Origin of the sequence: Gordonia ajococcus (assembly GCF_012974285.1) — a bacterium.
GTDB lineage: Bacteria > Actinomycetota > Actinomycetes > Mycobacteriales > Mycobacteriaceae > Gordonia > Gordonia amicalis.
Genome location: NZ_CP052884.1, coordinates 523,730 through 538,628, shown reverse-complemented (window position 1 = coordinate 538,628; position 14,899 = coordinate 523,730). Strand labels below are relative to the sequence as shown.

General features: G+C 67.8%; 11 protein-coding genes. 6 read left to right on the top strand and 5 right to left on the bottom strand.

Annotation, left to right across the window (positions count from 1 at the left end; all coding sequences use genetic code 11):
* The 5 genes from GAA2_RS02410 to GAA2_RS02390 all read left to right on the top strand — a co-directional run bounded on the left by GAA2_RS02410 (position 1) and on the right by GAA2_RS02390 (position 8,494).
* A complete protein-coding gene (locus GAA2_RS02410; RefSeq protein WP_191834681.1) occupies positions 1 to 1,800 on the top strand; it encodes an IucA/IucC family protein in 1,800 nt (599 codons plus the stop codon).
* Positions 1,797 to 4,139 carry a penicillin acylase family protein gene (locus GAA2_RS02405; RefSeq protein ID WP_191834680.1) on the top strand — a complete coding sequence of 781 codons (2,343 nt, stop codon included), beginning with the start codon at positions 1,797 to 1,799 and terminating at the stop codon, positions 4,137 to 4,139. The genes GAA2_RS02410 and GAA2_RS02405 overlap by 4 nt, the downstream gene beginning before the upstream one ends.
* Positions 4,127 to 5,569 (top strand): peptide synthetase, encoded by a 1,443-nt coding sequence (locus GAA2_RS02400; protein WP_040004804.1) that lies wholly within the window; start codon positions 4,127 to 4,129, stop codon positions 5,567 to 5,569. Before GAA2_RS02405 ends, GAA2_RS02400 begins: the two co-directional genes overlap by 13 nt.
* Before the next feature lie 67 nt (positions 5,570 to 5,636).
* Complete coding sequence (locus GAA2_RS02395; protein ID WP_006436922.1) at positions 5,637 to 7,181, top strand: pyridoxal phosphate-dependent decarboxylase family protein; 1,545 nt, start codon at positions 5,637 to 5,639, stop codon at positions 7,179 to 7,181.
* Positions 7,178 to 8,494, top strand: a complete 1,317-nt coding sequence (locus tag GAA2_RS02390; RefSeq protein ID WP_191834679.1) for a lysine N(6)-hydroxylase/L-ornithine N(5)-oxygenase family protein — start codon at positions 7,178 to 7,180, stop codon at positions 8,492 to 8,494. Before GAA2_RS02395 ends, GAA2_RS02390 begins: the two co-directional genes overlap by 4 nt.
* A 303-nt stretch (positions 8,495 to 8,797) precedes the next feature.
* Here the strand turns inward: GAA2_RS02390 and GAA2_RS02385 are convergent, their stop codons facing one another.
* The 3 genes from GAA2_RS02385 to GAA2_RS02375 all read right to left on the bottom strand — a co-directional run bounded on the left by GAA2_RS02385 (position 8,798) and on the right by GAA2_RS02375 (position 11,848).
* Entirely contained in the window at positions 8,798 to 9,472 is a 675-nt protein-coding gene (locus tag GAA2_RS02385) for a PIG-L deacetylase family protein (RefSeq protein WP_006434999.1), read from the bottom strand.
* A gap of 190 nt (positions 9,473 to 9,662) precedes the next feature.
* On the bottom strand, positions 9,663 to 10,040 hold the full coding sequence (locus tag GAA2_RS02380; RefSeq protein WP_040004542.1) for a carboxymuconolactone decarboxylase family protein: 378 nt from the start codon (positions 10,038 to 10,040) through the stop codon (positions 9,663 to 9,665).
* 44 nt (positions 10,041 to 10,084) lie between these two features.
* A complete protein-coding gene (locus tag GAA2_RS02375) occupies positions 10,085 to 11,848 on the bottom strand; it encodes an aminotransferase class V-fold PLP-dependent enzyme (protein WP_006435001.1) in 1,764 nt (587 codons plus the stop codon).
* 440 nt (positions 11,849 to 12,288) lie between these two features.
* Here GAA2_RS02375 and GAA2_RS02370 point away from each other — a divergent pair, with 440 nt between their 5' ends.
* Complete coding sequence (locus GAA2_RS02370) at positions 12,289 to 12,939, top strand: DUF2202 domain-containing protein (protein WP_006435002.1); 651 nt, start codon at positions 12,289 to 12,291, stop codon at positions 12,937 to 12,939.
* Between the two features lie 135 nt (positions 12,940 to 13,074).
* Here GAA2_RS02370 and GAA2_RS02365 read toward each other — a convergent pair whose 3' ends face one another.
* Together GAA2_RS02365 and GAA2_RS02360 are read right to left on the bottom strand one after the other, a co-directional pair.
* Complete coding sequence (locus GAA2_RS02365) at positions 13,075 to 14,178, bottom strand: sensor histidine kinase (protein WP_232513056.1); 1,104 nt, start codon at positions 14,176 to 14,178, stop codon at positions 13,075 to 13,077.
* A 20-nt stretch (positions 14,179 to 14,198) separates the two neighbouring features.
* Positions 14,199 to 14,897 carry a response regulator transcription factor gene (locus GAA2_RS02360; protein WP_006435004.1) on the bottom strand — a complete coding sequence of 233 codons (699 nt, stop codon included), beginning with the start codon at positions 14,895 to 14,897 and terminating at the stop codon, positions 14,199 to 14,201.
* Between the last annotated feature and the right edge of the window lie 2 nt (positions 14,898 to 14,899).

Genomic DNA, 14,899 nt, shown 5'->3' with positions numbered 1-14,899 from the left:
TTGACCGTCGAACAGATCCGCCATCCGCGAACCGCACTGCCGGGCACCGTGTCCCATCGGGAGACGTATCACCGCAGGATCGCCAGGAAGATACTGGCCGAGTTCTCTCACGAACGCGCCCTGAGTCCCGTCGAGACCGGACCGGGCAACTACGTCGTCGTCTCCGCCGACGGCGACACCGAATACCGTTTCCGCGCCGAGGTCCTCGCCCTGGAGAACTGGGCGATCGAGGAGTCGTCGTTGCGTCGTGTGCGACGTGGCGAGGAACTGCCCGTCGACGCCATCGCCTTGGTCGTCGACCTCGCACCGCTGCTCGGCATCGGCCCTCAGGCGCTGCCGGACTACCTCGAGGAATTCATCAACACCCTCGCCATCAGCGCCGACCGGCCCGACGAACGGCGCGTCACGGCAACCGATCTCGCGTACGCCGACTTCCAGACCATCGAGAAGACGATGACCGAGGGTCATCCCTGCATCGTGGCGAACGCCGGGCGCCTCGGCTTCAGCGCCGAGGACATCGAGCGTTACGCACCCGAGGTCGGCAATCACTTCCGGCTCGCCTGGGTCGCTGCCCGCCGTGAGGACTGTGACGTGGCGACGGTCAGCGGCGTCGACTACGACGCCATGCTGGTCGACGAACTCGGCGTCGAGACGCTGGCGGACTTCGACGCCGTCCTACGCGAATGCGGTTGTGAACCCGACGCTTACCACTACCTGCCGGTGCACCCGTGGCAGTGGACCGAGAAGGTCCGCAAGCTCTACTCCGCCGATCTCGCCGACCGGCGCATCGTGTTCGTGGGTGAGAGCCCCGACCTGTACCAGGCGCAGCAGTCGATCCGTACGGTCTTCAACTCGACCAGCCCCACCCGCCACTACGTCAAGGGTGCCCTGTCGATCGTGAACATGGGCTTCACCCGGGGCATGTCGGCGGATTACATGCGCACCACCCCGCTGATCAACAACTGGGTCCGCGGACTCGTGGCCGACGACCCGTACCTGGCCGCCATCGGATTCGAGATGATCTTCGAGGTCGCGGCCATCGGCTACCGCAGCCCCACCTTCACCCAGATCACCCAGCCGGGATCGGAGTACCGCAAGATCCTCTCGGCGCTGTGGCGCGAGAGTCCGGTCTCGCTCGTGCGCAGCGACGAACAGCTCGCCACCATGGCGGCGCTCCTGCACGTCGACCACCACGGCGACTCCCTTGTCGGTGCGCTCATCGCACGGTCGGGGATTCCCGCCGCCGAGTGGATTCGACGCTACCTGCGGACGTACCTCCATCCGATCGCCTACCTGCTGTACCGGTACGAGCTGAAGTTCTCCCCTCATGGCGAGAACCTGATCCTGGTCCTCGACAACGGGATCCCGGTCCGCGCGATCCTCAAGGACATCGGCGAGGAGGTGTCGGTCTTCGGCGATCCGGAGGGCTTCCCGGAGAACTGCGCTCGCGTGCTCACCGCCGAACCCGACGAGATCCGCAACCTCGGCGTGCTCTCGGACATCTTCGACGACTTCCTGCGCCCACTGGCGGGCATCCTCCACACCGACCGGCTCGTCACCGATGGGCAGTTCTGGGACCTGGTGGCCGAGAGCCTGCGCGAGTTCGTCGCCGCCCATCCCGATCTCGATGACAAGTTCGCGAAATGGGATCTGTTCACGCCACATTTCGGTGCGGTCCACATGAACGGCCTGCAGCTGCGCAACAACAAGCGGATGGTCGACATCGAGGACTCCTACGCATCACTCATCGACGCCGGACATCTGCTCGCCAACCCCGTCGCCGATCGGGGGCCCCGATGACCACCACGACCCCGTCGGCCGAATCTCCTGTCGCGGAGATCCTGCGCGACACCCACGGCATCCCGCACGTGCTGGCCGCCACTCCGGCCGGGGCGCTCTTCGGACAGGGCCGTGCCTGCGGTCAGGACCGCCGGTGGCAGATCGAGTTCATGCGACTGCGCGCCGAGGGCCGCACCGCCGAGGTCTTCGGCGAGTCCTGCGTGGAGTGGGACACCTTCGCCCGGCGGGCACGCCTGGATGCGGTCGCCGAACGGATGTACCACGCCTCCTCGGAGCGCACCCGAAACCTGCTGCGCGCCTACGCCGACGGCGTGAACAGCACCCTGTCGGACGCCGATGGCGTTCCTCCGGCACCGGAACTCGCAGCGCTCGACCATCATCCGGAGCCCTGGCAGCCGTGGACCCCGATCTCGGTCTTCATCATGCACCACGTGCTGTTCGGCCGGTTCACCACGAAACTGTTCCGGCTCCACGCCTGCCGCACCACCGGACCGGATGCACTGCGGTTCTGGGCCTTCGAGGGCAGCGAGAACGACCCGACCGTGCCGAGGATTCCCGATGAGGCATTCCTTCGCGAGATCCTTGATCTCACCCGGCCCACGCCGGTCGCCGAATCCCCGATCGGGGAAACCGTCGACCTGGGTGATCCCATGTCGGGCAGCAACGCGTGGGGTGTCTCCGCGGCCCGCAGTACCACCGGGTCCCCGATCGTCGCCGGTGACCCGCACCGATTCCTCGAACTGCCCGGCATCTACCAGCAGTTCCACCTCGCCTCGACCGACCCGGCACAGTCCTTCGACGTGGCCGGTTTCGCCTTCGCGGGCGTCGCCGGGATCCCGCACTTCGCTCAGGGCGAGGAGATCGCCTGGGGCATCACCAACGCGATGGCCGACTACCAGGACCTCTACGTCGAGCGACTCACCCGCGACGAGACGGGCAGACTGCTCGTCGAGGTGCCCGGCGGAAACCGGGCGACGGCCACCGTGCACACCGAGCAGATCGGCGTCCGCGACTCCGAACCCGTTGCGGTCGAGGTGATCACCACACACAATGGCACCGTCGTGTTCGGTGGTCCGGATGAGCCGTTCGCGATCAGCCTGCGTTCGCCGCTGCTCTCGACGGACGTCACCTTCGACGCCCCGCTCGACCTGCTGTTCGCCCGATCGATCGCCGACGTCGAAGCCGCGCTGTCGTCCTGGGTCGAGCCGGTGAACCGTGCCGTCGTCGCGCACGCCGACGGAACGACCGTCACCCACGTGGCCGGACGGGTACCCGTCCGGGCTCCGGAGAACTACTGGCTACCGGTTCCCGGCTGGGACGAGCGCTACCAGTGGCAGGGCTACGAACCGGGTTCACTGGGCGACCCCGATTTCGACGCGACCGTGGCCGACGGCGGTGTCAGCGTGACCGCGAATCAACGGATGTCCACGGTCCCTGCGCTGCAACCGATCACCACCGAGTGCGTGGAGGCGTTCCGCGCCGACCGCATCACCGCTCGTCTCGACGAACTCGACGCGGTCAGCGCGGACGACTGCGGAAACATCCACCGCGACATCCGCCTCGACCAGGCGGAGGTGGTCCAGCGACTCCTCACCCGGGTGGTGGGCAACACCCCGGCCGCCGAGGACATCCGGCAACGCATCCTCGCCTGGGACCGCACCATGGGCGCCGACAGCACCGACGCCTTCCTGTTCGCCGAGTTCCGCAGTCAGCTGGTGCTCGGAGTCGCGCGCACCGACGTCCTCGCGCCGCTGCGGGGTCCGCACGGCTTCCCCGCGGTGTTCCAGCCGTGGTTCGTCCCGGAGCCGCGCCTCGCCACCGCCATCACCACGGTGATCGCCAACTCCGCGGTGATCGGGATAGACATCGGCGGGGTCGCGCTCGACGCGCTCGACGCCGTCGTCACCCGCGTCGAGGCGATCGGGCACGTCCCGAGCTGGGGCAGCGTGCACGTGCTCGCCCCGATCCACGGTTTCGATCTCGTCGGTGCGTCACCTCGACATCCGGAGCTGTTTGCGGCGCTGCGACCCACTCCGCTGCCCCTCGCCGGGGATTCGGAGTGTGTCTTCGCCAATGCGTCCGCGGTCGGCACCCACGTGTGCATCACCGGCTCCGCGGCCCGCTATGTCTGGGACCTCGCCGACCCGCGGGCGAGCCTCTGGGTGGTGCCACTCGGCGTCAGCGGCGACCCGGATTCCGAGCACTTCCAGGACCAGGCCCCACTGTGGGCGGACGGCCGATTGATCCCGGTGGCCCGCGACTGGGATGTCCTGCGCGCGGACGACCCCACCGTCACTTCGACCGCCACTTCGACCGAGGGAGAACCGTGCCCACATTGACCGAAGCGCGACTCACACTGCTCCGCCGGCGGATTGCGGAGTCCGGCGACGCCGCTGCGGGCGAGGCCCGCCCCGACCCGAGCGCACAGAACCCGGATTCCTTCGGGCAGTTCGGCATCGCCGAACGTCGAATGTGGAAGATCTACGAGCTCGATCCGGAATCGGTATCGCACAACATCGGTTTGGTCATCGAGTTCGACGGCGATCGAACCGTCGAATCCGTGGTCGCCGCAGCGGAACTACTCGTCGAACGCTTCGAGGTTCTCAGTTCGATCGTCGAGGTCGAAGCCGGAGTACCCCACCGTGTGAAGGTCCGTCGAGAAGGACGGTGGGCCGCAACCCGTTCGGTCTGGACCTGGGGTCTCGACGACGCCGCGGTCGGCTCGACGGAGAGCGACACCATGGCCACGCGGTTGACCCGCACCCCATTCGACCTGTTCACCGAGGTGCCGTTACGCCTGCGTGTCTCGGGAGGTGACGGGCGGGTGAGCATGATCCTGGTGGTTCACCATCTCGCGGTCGACGACACCTCATGGCCTTCGCTGCTCGGCACGCTCGTGTCCGGCGAGTGGATCGGGGACGTGCACGCAGAGGCCCGGCCCGCCACCCCGGATGCCGCCACTGCGGCCGAGACCACCGACGCCGCGGTACGCCACGCTCTCGACACCTGGGCGGCCGACGATGTGCGCCACCCGCTCTCCGGCGAACTGCCCGCCGAGAGCGCCGCGGAGAGCTGGCTCTCCCCGATGGACGATCGGGAGGGCATCAAGGTGGCCGCCGCGGTCGCCGACGAATCGCTCGCCGCGTTCGACCGGGTCGCACAGATCGTCGGCGCTACACCCAACGCGCTGCTCATCGGAGTGTGCTCGCTGGCCGCGTTCGCGCTGACCGGTTCACCCGACCATGTGCTCGTGGTCCCGGCCGACAACCGGCGCCGCACACAGCCACCGCAGCGTATCGGCTACTGCGGCAACATCATCCCGATGCGTTTCCGCGTCGACCCGACCGCGACCGTCGAGCGGGCCCTGCGCGATGCCGCGTCGGTGATCTACCGGGCGATGGAACACTCCGGCACCGACTTCGGCCCGATCCTCACTGCACTTCGCCAGCGGGGCGGCCGGTTCCCGGTCATGGAGATCATGGCTTCGGTGCGTCCCGCGCCGCTGCGCGGCGTCGCCCGACCCGACGGCCCTCCGGCCACCTGCCGTTCGGTGTTCAACGGAATCGCCAACTATCCGTTGTCGATCGCCTTCGAGACCGACGACCACGCCACCCACGTCGAGGTCGATCACCAGCCCGGAATCGTTCCCGACCACGTCGCCACGCGCGCCACCGGCGTGTTGACCGCACTCGTCGACCTCATCCCGTCCGCTCTGGGCTCGACGGTCGCCGAACTACTCGCGGATCTCGAGAGACGGGTCCCGGCGTGACGGACCGACACGCGCACGGAGACCGAGCGCATGATCACACCACCATCGAAAGTCCAGGGGGAACTCAGTGACCGAAGACCGCGTGTCCGCGTGGGGGGCTTCCCGTTTTGCCCGGCCGGGAACGGGATGGGCGGACATCGGCCGCGGTCTGGCCGAGGCGGCCGAGTCGGTCACGGCTCACCACCACGGCGCGCCACTGCCCGCCGGGGATCCGGTGTCGGTGCTCGCCGCGGTCACCGAATCCCTGGGTGGCCCCGGAATCCCCGATTCCGGGATCGGCGAGTCCGAGGCCCTGTCACGACTCGCGCGCCTGGTGGCCGAGTACGGTCTCGATCTCACCCATCCGCTGACCGCAGCTCATCTGCAGCCAGCACCTCTGTCCGTCGCGGTGGCCGCGGATGCACTCGCGAGCGCCACCAACGCCTCGCTGGACACCTATGACTCGGGACCCGCAACGCTCGCCCTGGAGACCTGGACCGTTCGCTCACTCGCCCGCATGGCGGGATTCGGCGAGCAGGCCGGTGGCGTCTTCAGCCCGGGCGGATCGATCTCGAACCTGCTGGCCCTCATGATCGCCCGCGATCACACCGCCGCACGCCGTGGCATCGACGTCCGGCACGACGGTGTGGGCGCGCTGCGCCGACCCGTGGTGTTCTGCTCTCGCGTCGCCCACTTCTCCGTGCACCGCGCATGCGCCGCACTGGGTCTCGGCGAATCCGCGGTCATCCCGGTCGAGGTCGACTCCCATCACCGGATCGTCCCGGAAGCACTCGAGGCCGCGATCCGGCAGGCCGGCGATGTCACCCCGCTCGCGATCGTGGCGACGGCCGGTACCACCGACTTCGGCACCGTGGACCCGCTGCCCGAGATCGCCGACATCGCCGAGCGTCACGAGATCTGGCTGCACGTCGACGCCGCATACGGATTCGGCACGCTGTTCTCCGATCGTCTGTCCGGACTGCTCACCGGCGTCGACCGGGCGGACTCGGTCACCCTCGACCTGCACAAGGTCGGCTGGCAGCCGGCCGCCGCCAGCCTCATGCTGCTCTCTGATGCCAACCGGTTCGTGTCGCTGAACCGTTCGGTCGCCTATCTCAACCCCGACGACGACGTCGAGGCCGGTTACAGCGGCCTGCTCGGTCAGACCCTGCAGACCACCCGCCGGCCCGACGTGCTCAAGGTCGCGGCCACGCTGATGGCCTACGGACGCCGCGAACTCGGCGGGATGCTCGAGCGGTGCAACGACCTCGCGGTGTACGCCGAACAACGGGTGGCCACGGAGTTGCAGCTCGAACTCATCGCACCGGTCACGCTGACCACCATCGTCTTCCGCTATCGCTGCGCCGACCTCGACGCGGTCAACGGCGAATTGCGACGTCGCCTCATCGCCGATGGCAAGGCGCTCATCGGGCGCACCCAGGTACGGGTGCCCGGCGAGGACGAACCCCGGACCTGCCTGAAACTGACACTTCTGAACCCGGAGACCTCGGAGAGCGACATCGACGACCTGTTCGACGAACTCCTGCGTCTCGCAATCGAAGTGGAATCCGAGAACGCCTCGGCGTCCAGCGACCAGGCCCACAGTGAAGAAATGGTGAGGGTGTCGGAATGACCCGAGTTGAGAATGTAGATGTCCTGGCGGTCGGCTGCGGCCCGTTCAATCTGGGGCTCGCCGCGCTGGCGTCGACCGTCGAGGACCTCGACGTGCTCGTCGTGGACTCGCGCGACGAGTTCCGGTGGCATCCAGGACTGATGTTCGACGAGGCCCGACTGCAGGTGGGTTTTCTGTCGGACCTGGTGACCCTGGTCGATCCGACGCACCCTCTGTCGTTCCTGAACTACATGGCCGACACCGACCGGATGTACCGGTTCCTGGTGCGGGAGAGCTTCTACCCCACCCGCGTCGAGTACGAGGCCTACCTGCTCTGGTGTATCGAGCGGCTCGACTCCCTGCGCTGGGGCACCACCGTCACCGAGGTCACCTGGGATGACGAGGCCGACGCCTTCCGCGTCTCCATCGTCTCCGGCGGCGCGACGTCGACCGTGATCGCCCGCCACGTCGTCGTGGGCGTCGGCACCGAACCGTTTGTGCCGGAATCATTGTCGTCGGAGTCCTCGGCGGTCGTGCACAGCTCGGACTACCTGTGCCACCAGGACAAGGCTCATGCCGCCGACTCGGTGACCGTCATCGGATCGGGACAGTCGGGCGCGGAGATCGTGGTCGACCTCCTCGAGGCGAATCTCCGTGGCGGACCCTCGGTCCGCTGGTGGACCCGTACCCCCTGGTTCGCGCCGCTGGACTTTACCAAGCTCTCCCTCGAGATGACCACCCCGGCGTACATGGACTACTTCCACAGCCTTCCGGAGGCGGCTCGCGATCGGATCCGCCCGCAGCACTGGCAGTTCCACAAGGGCGTATCGACCGACACGCTCGAGCGGGTGCACGAACTGCTGTACCAGCGCCAGCTGCGCGAGAAGCTCAACCCCGTCCAGCTGCGCATCTCGACCGAGGTCGAGGGCATCGACACCCTCGCCGACGGCACACTGAAGGTCCGCGGACGCCACCTCGACACCGGCACCCCACTCGCGCACACCACCGACATGGTCATCGCCTGCACGGGCTACCAGGCCCGCAAGTCGGACTTCCTGGCCCCCATCGAGTCTCAGCTGCACCGGGATTCGCGCGGTCGTCTCGTCATCGGCGCGAATCATCAGGTCGAAACCGAATCCGCCCTGACCAACCGGGTGTTCGTGGCGAACGCCGAGGAGCACGCCATCGGCGTCTCGGCGCCCAACCTCGACATCGGCGCGGTCCGCAACGCCCGAATCCTCAACGCCGTCATGGGTCGCGAGGTGTACCGGCTGCCGAAGGACACCGCTTTCACCAGCTTCGGGATCGACGACACCGACGACGTCGTCGGCTAGGACTCAGCGAGCAACGCCCCTCGCTCCCTGAGGTGCGAGGAGCGCAAGCGACGAATTCCCCCTCGCTCCCTGAGGTGCGAGGAGCGCAAGCGACGAATTTCCCCTCGCTCCCTGAGGTGCGAGGAGCGCACACGACGAATTTCCCCTCGCTCCCTGAGGTGCGAGGAGCGCAAGCGACGAGCCTCGAAGGGCTGGCGAGATGACGTCGCCGGCTCTTCGAGAGCTGCCGAAAACTTCGTCCACATGAGCAGCACCCGAGGGCATATCCGGGCCGCTGCGAAATGCTGGTTCATGAGCTGTCCATCAGGCCGTGGTGTCCGCGGAACGCGCGGGAGGGCGGAGACGGATCCGTTCGTCGTTGCCTTCGAGTTCCAGGCGGCGGGCGAGGACCGAGTTGTTGCTGGCTTGGCTTTCGTGACAGTTGATTGCAGCCCGCTGTATGGCGCGGTCGACGGCGATGTCCACGGTCCCGTCGCCGTCGAGGGCGACGAACGTGGTGTCGAACTCGGCGTTGAGCTTCGCGGCGACGGCGGGGGCGACGCCCCACTCGAGCACCATCAGCTGATGACGGTCGGCGACGCGATGAGCTGTGGCGGTCGCGGCCTGGTGATCGGGGTGTCCGGTGACGCCGCCCGGTTCGAACACGACGAGCGTGGCCGCATCACCGAGGTTGTCTTGCACGACCTCGTCAAGGGCAGCGGGCGCGATCTCGCGCAGATGACCGTCGGGAAAGTCGTGGAGCACGATGTCGCTGACGCCCAGGCGTTCGGCGGCGGCGGTCAGCTCGTCACGGCGCACGGTCGCAAGGTCCGCGACGGCTCCGAGGGTGCTCGCTTCACCGTAGGTCAGGCACACCACCCGCACGACGGTCCCGGCTGCGGTCAGTGCGGCTAGTACGGCACCCAACCCGAAGCTTTCGTCGTCCGGATGGGCCAGCACCGCCAATGCCGGCCCGCGGCCGGCGACGTCATCGAGCACTGACGTACCCCCGCCGCTAAACACCTCGGCCGCCTCGGCGGTGGCGTCGGCCCTCTGATGTTCGGTGGGGCTCGCACCAGACGAACAGCGGCGCAGCCCCCGCACGATGGCCGGAGGTCGACCTACGGTGTTTGGCCATCGTGGTCATCTCGGGTGGGAGAGATCGCGGGAACGCGTTCCATGCCATCGTTTACGGTCCGGGTGCGGCGTTCTCGCTGCTGGAGGCCCGTTCAGCGTGGAATTCGTTGAACGCGGCAAAGGCGCGGGGCCCGTATACGGTGGCCGGCCCACCGGCCATCATGATCGCGACGCCGATGGCTTCGGCCGCTTCCTGCGGTGTGCTGCCCTGTATGGCCGCGCCACGCGCATGTGCGGCAATGCAGCCATCGCATTGCGTGCTCACAGCGATCGCCAAGCTGATCAGTTCCTTGGTCTTGGCGTCGAGCGCCCCGGCGGTCAGGGACGCTGCGTAGAGTTGTCCGAAGCTCTCGTAGATCTGCGGGATCGCCTGGCGCAATGCCCGGGCGGGTGCGCGAAGTTCCTGTTGGACATCCTTGCCGTAGCCCATGCTGTGCCTGCCTCCCACTGTTCGTTGTCGTGGCCTGATGGTGGTCAATGCGGGGTGCCGTCGGTGCCGGGGTTCTCGTGTCTGGAGGTCAAGCACTGCGGGGGCAGGGGGAACCAGCGCAGCGCTTCGAAGTGCGCGGGGAGACGAGTCGGGCCGTCGGGGACCTTTTCCGGGCGGGCCTCGAGCAGCGTGCGGGCCTCGCGCAGGTGGTCGACCAGTGCGGCCTCGTCGAGGGTTTCGCGTTCGGTCGGGTAGTGCAGGATGCCCGCGGTGTCGTAGAACAGGTCGGTCAGCCGCAATGGCGGCTGACGAACTTCTCCACGGTGGTGCCACAGGCCAGTATCGGGGCTGAAGGTGTAGTCCGTGAGGAGCCGATGGCCGTACCGGGCCAGCAGCTCCACGGCCTCGATCAGGTAGTCCCGCACAGTGTCGGAAATGAAGTAGTTGAAGTTGATGCGGGTCCAGCCGGGTTTGATGCCCTCGCAGCCCAGCGCGATCTCGTCTCGGAAGGCGCGCGACTGGTGCGGGTCGATGCCCAGGAGCCGATGCCCGTACGGGCCGGCACAGGAACAGCCACCGCGGGCCTGGACCCCGAACAGATCGTTGAGCAGCGCCACGACGTAGTTGTGGTGCAGGTAACGATCGGTGCCCGATCTGAGGCGGAAGGACACGATGGACAGCCGTCGCGCATCAGGGGGGCCGAGAATCTCGATACTCGGATGGCGGTGCCACCGGTCCAGGGCGTGGCACCACAGACGTCGTTCTCGCTGCTCGATGAGGTCGGTCCCCACGGCGTCCTTGAGGGCGAAGACCAGGCCGGCGCGGATCGACTCGATGATCGCCGGGGTGCCTCCCTCTTCCCGGGCCACGGGATCGTCGAGGTAGCGGTGGCCGATCGGGTCCACGAAGGCCACCGTGCCCCCACCCGGCACGGTGGGCACGGTGTTACGCACCAATTCGCGGCGGATCACCAGCACCCCCGGGGTCTGGGGACCGCCGACGAACTTGTGTGGCGAGAGGAAGATCGCATCCTTGTAGTCGCCGCGCCCGGGAGTGCTCTCCCGCATCCGGATCGGGACATACGGTCCGGCGGCCGCATAGTCCCAGAAGGACAACGCGTCGTGCTCGTGGAGTAGGGCGGCGATCCGGTCGGTGTCCGACAGAACGCCGGTGACATTGGAGGCGGCCGAGAAGCTACCGATGCGCAGCGGCCGGTCCGAGTGCTCGATCAGTTGCTGCTTGAGTTGCTCCACGTCGATGTGACCGTCAGCGTCTTCGTCGATCACCACCAGGTCAGCGATTGACTCACGCCACGGCAACTCGTTGGAATGGTGTTCGTAGGGGCCGACGAACACCACGGGGCGTGGCGAGTCGGCGATCTGCTCGTCCCAGCCGTAGCGTGCCGCCAGCCCGGACGGGACACGGAGTTCGAGGATTCCGACCAGCTTGTTCACCGCCCCCGTCGCTCCGGACCCGCAGAAGATCACCAGATCGTTCTCGGTGCCGCCGACGGCGTCGTGAATGAGTTGGCGTGCGTCCTGCCGCAACAGTGAGGTCTGCAGTCCTGTGCCGGAACTTTCGGTGTGAGTGTTGGCGTAGCGCGGGAGCACTTGTCTGCGGATGAAGTCCTCGAGGAAGTCCAGTGACCGTCCCGAGGCGGTGTAGTCGGCGTAGGTGATCCGGCGTCGACCGTAGGGGCCGTCCAAGATCTCGCCCTCACCGATGATTCCCCGCCTGATCCGTTCGAGCAGGAGCGAGGTGGGGGCCGATTCTGCTGAGGTATCGGAGCTCCCGGTCACCACCGTCATACGGAAACTCCCTCCTCCAACAAGGTGTTCGCCCCCCACTGTGGCCACAGTGCGCTCGAAGGCGGGGGCTGCACAAGGGCCGTTAGGCCCGGGCGTGAGAGCTGGATCGCCGGCCGGTGACGCCAGTGGGCGGCCAATCAGTCGACGTCGGCCGACCCGCGGCACCGGCGCTCGACGACACGTTCGCCGGGGTGTCGACGGTTTCCCGAACCCCGGGCTGAGCATGTCCACCCATCCCCGAGTGCAGGTCCGGCCCGGGCCGGCAGAGCGGTGCGGCGTCGTACGCGGGCGGTGACACTCGGCCCTTCCGCCCGGTGATGCCGCCGGAAGACCAGCGCTGGGTTGCTCTCACACAAGCTTCACACTTCGGGACGGGGTCCCTTCACTCATGGTGAGTTAACTCGGTGGGGAGAGAAAGGTGGAGAAAGGTGGTGCCGGTGATGAACAACTGGCGAAGAACAGTGACAGCACTCGCGGCAGGAGCGACGATCGCAGTCGCTGGATTCGGGGCGGCCGTCGCGTCAGCACAGGAACCGGACGAGAGTGCTGGGGGTGCGCTGTCCTCCCAGGAGCAGTCCGACCTGGTGATGATGCGGGAGGAGGAACGCCTGGCACGAGACCTGTACCAACAGTTCGCACAGCAGTGGGGAGCCCAGATCTTCGAGCGCATCTCCACCAGCGAACAGCGTCACTACGATGCCGTCGGCACTCTGCTCGGCCGGTACGGTGTGAGCGACCCGTCGGCCGGGCTCGCGGCGGGAACCTACTCCGACCCGCAGCTGCAGAGCGCCTACGACGGTTGGCTCGCCCGCGGCCTGGCCTCGGTCGAGCAGGCGTACGCGGTCGGGGCTGAACTCGAGGCCGCCGACATCACCGAGTTGACGACCGCGATCGAGGTCAGTGACGAGGACGCGATCGACCGCGTGTACGGCAAGCTGCGCACCGGTTCCGAGCACCACCTGGAGGCCTTCCGGGCGGCCCTGACCGGCGAGGAGCCGGCCGGCGGACACTCGCCGGGCCAAGGGCAGAAGCACGGGCAGGGCAAGGGGCAGAAGCACGGGCAGGGCCAAGGGCAGAAGCACGCGGAATAATGCACGGTCTCCGGGCGATCGGTCCGCTGGCGGGTGCAGCCACCCGGCGCACGTCGCGGAATGTACGGCTCGCGGGCCGGTCCGCTCGGGGCAACCCCGGTGCAGGTTTCCCTCGTTGCGGAAGACCGGGTTGTGTCAGCGTCGGATCGGGTGGTCGCTTCGAGTGGGCAACTGCAGGGTGAACCGTGCTCCGTGACCGCGGCCGGGAGAGTCGGCCGAAAGGTCGCCGCCGTGGGCGCGGGCGATATCCCGGCTGATGGTCAAGCCGATGCCGGAGCCGAGATCGTGCTCGCCCCGGCGCCTGGACGGTACCCGGTAGAAGCGTTCGAAGATCCGTTCCACATCGTCCGGGTCGAGTCCCTCACCGGTATCGGTGACGGTGACCGTGGCGACGTCTCGATCCGCGGTGATGTCGATGTTCACGCCGCCGACCTCGGTCGCGGCGAGGGCGTTGCCGAGCAGATTGATCAGCACCTGCGTGATCCGGTCTGCATCGGCACACACCATCACCGGCCGGGGCGGCGGGTGCACGGTCACGGTCAGGCCGGCATCGTCGAATTGGGGGCGCATCCGACCGGTGACCTGTACGACGAGGTCGGACAGATCGATGTCGGCCGGGTGCAGGTCCAAACGACCTTCCTCCGCCCGGGACAGGGTGGACAGATCATCGGCGAGCCGGCGCAACCGGCCGACCTCGGTTTCGATCTGGACCAGCTCTGCCGCGTCGAAGACACCGTCGAGGACACCCTCGGCGTAGCCATCGATCACGGTCAACGGGGTGCGCATCTCATGCGCCACCTCCGACAGCAGCCGGACCCGCCGGGCTTCTGTGTCGGCGAGGCGGACGGCGAGATCGTTGACGTCGGCGGCGACCGCAGCAAGTTCAGCCTCCGGCGGCACCGGGATGCGGTACCGGTAGTCGCCGGTGGCGATCGCCTGAGTGCCCGAGCGCACCGACCTCAGCGACCGCAGCAGGCGTCGGGACGCCAGCAGCCCCAGCGCGGCGGCGGTGATCACTCCGGCGAGCACACCGAGCAGCAACGCCGTCGTGACCGCATCGGCCACGACCTCCCGTAACGGAGAAGACCCGTTCGTGCGGTTGCGGCCGCTGCCGGGGCCGGTGGCGCGTTCTTCGAACACCGCCGGCGCCGCGACACGGACGACGGCGAACGTGACCAGTGCTCCGACCACCGCCACCAGCACATGGGAAGCGAACAGTCGCATCGTCAAGCTCGGCATCGGGAGCCGGAGACCGCGGTTCACCGGTCGGCCCCGGCCGTGGCCACGAACTTGTAGCCGACTCCGCGGACGGTCCCGATGAAGCGGGGGTCGGCGGCGTCGTCGCCGATCGCCCGGCGGATGCTGCGGATGTGCACGTCCACGACCCGCTCGTCACCGAAGAAGTCTCCACCCCACACTTTCTCGAGTAGTTGCCTGCGTGAGTACACACGGCCGGGGGACCGTGCCATCGCCAGGAGCAGGTCGAACTCGAGCGCGGACAGTTTCACGGGTGTGCCGTCGACTGTCACTTCCCTGGTGTCGGGATCAACGGTGAGACCGGAGGCCGATACTCGGGAGGGTGCGTCCGGGGCGCCTCGGGCGCGGCGTAGGACGGCACGGACGCGGGCGGCGACTTCTCGGGGTGCGAACGGCTTGGTTATGTAGTCGTCGGCGCCGACCGCCAGACCCACCAGCTTGTCGACCTCTTCGGCGCGCGCGGTGACCAGCACGACGTACACGTCGGAGAATCCGCGGATGCTGCGCAGTACCTCGAGACCGTCGAGGTCGGGAAGGCGGATGTCGAGCAGCACCAGATCGGGACAGCGGGACTGCACCAGGGTCAATGCTTGCGAGCCTGTCGCGGCTTCGATGACGTCGTAGCCGTCCGCCTCGAGATAGCCACGCAGGACGCGACGGATATGGGGTTCGTCGTCGACGACGAGGACGCTACGAGGCACGG

Coding starts and splice junctions, on each gene's coding strand:
- GAA2_RS02405 (WP_191834680.1), top strand. CDS start 1,797: ATGACCACCACGACCCCGTCGGCCGAATCTCCTGTCGCGGAGATCCTG.
- GAA2_RS02390 (WP_191834679.1), top strand. CDS start 7,178: ATGACCCGAGTTGAGAATGTAGATGTCCTGGCGGTCGGCTGCGGCCCG.
- GAA2_RS02380 (WP_040004542.1), bottom strand. CDS start 10,040: ATGGGCTACGGCAAGGATGTCCAACAGGAACTTCGCGCACCCGCCCGG.
- GAA2_RS02375 (WP_006435001.1), bottom strand. CDS start 11,848: ATGACGGTGGTGACCGGGAGCTCCGATACCTCAGCAGAATCGGCCCCC.
- GAA2_RS02370 (WP_006435002.1), top strand. CDS start 12,289: ATGAACAACTGGCGAAGAACAGTGACAGCACTCGCGGCAGGAGCGACG.
- GAA2_RS02365 (WP_232513056.1), bottom strand. CDS start 14,178: ATGCCGAGCTTGACGATGCGACTGTTCGCTTCCCATGTGCTGGTGGCG.